Genomic DNA, 1,043 nt, shown 5'->3' with positions numbered 1-1,043 from the left:
CTAGTATAAACAAAAAAAAAGGTATTCCATATGATTTTAGAATACCTCTTTTTTGTACTTAAAAGTACTTTTTTTGATTTGCTTCTTGTAGGAAGGTGAGGGTGATTCGCAATCAATAATTTGTACGAATATACAAATACAAATTAAATAAACAAGTCAATTAGTAATATTTTTCACAAAAATATCATAATATTTTTCAAAAATAAAATTAAAATATGTAAGAATTCAGCAATTACTGGGGATGCCGAGAATTTATCTGTTTTTTTTCTCTAAAGTTTTGTTTACTAAATCTTCTTTATTTTGATTATTCATTTCTTAAGTAATCATTTGCTCTGTTTAGATTATAAAATAGGTTACAATCCCTGCTAGTACAAAGGGACCAAAAAAAAGTAAATTAGAAAATAGTACTTCTTTTTTGGAAGCTATATATCCGGATTCCAGATTTTCAGTTGTCCATTTTCCACCTCTTGAAGCAAAAAGAATAGTTGGTTTTTTATATGACGTTACGAAGTCTTTGTAAAATAAAAAGAGTAACAAACGAAAATAAAGAATATAAAACAGCGGAAATGCTGTCATCATGAAGTTTAAAAAACTAGTTTTTGTAATAATTAGTAAAACTGTACTCAGGATAATAAGTAGCAAGCCTAATACTGTAAATTCCCTAAATTGATTTTTGTCAATGATTTGTTGCGATTTTATGTAAAGAACAATCCACAAGCACGTTCCGATCAAAAAGGAGAACATTTTGAAATCAAAAAACAAACTTTTGTAAAATGTTACTAGTACCACTAAATAAATCAGTACTAAAATTAGTCCATAAATTGCAAAGGTTAATCTGGTAAAGTTTTTTAAACCGGTTTCTTTTCTTAAATTTTCCTTGCATGTGGTATGCTCTTTTTTCTTTAATTGATTTATCACTTGTCTAAAATTTATCAATTAAGTAATTTTCATCAAATCTGACATTATTAATATAAATACAATTACAATAAGCATACTTTTTAATGAATTTTAGTTTAGTATCAACTTTTTGAGCAGAGCTCATC

1 protein-coding gene is annotated in these 1,043 nt (G+C 26.3%); it reads right to left on the bottom strand.

Annotation, left to right across the window (positions count from 1 at the left end):
* Window positions 1–336 precede the first annotated feature (336 nt).
* Window positions 337–918, bottom strand: a complete 582-nt coding sequence (locus B0A64_RS25375) for a hypothetical protein (protein WP_146198398.1) — start codon at window positions 916–918, stop codon at window positions 337–339.
* Window positions 919–1,043: the final 125 nt, after the last annotated feature.

It is taken from the genome of Flavobacterium araucananum, from assembly GCF_002222055.1.
Lineage (GTDB): Bacteria > Bacteroidota > Bacteroidia > Flavobacteriales > Flavobacteriaceae > Flavobacterium > Flavobacterium araucananum.
This window is presented reverse-complemented; position numbering and strand designations above follow the sequence as displayed.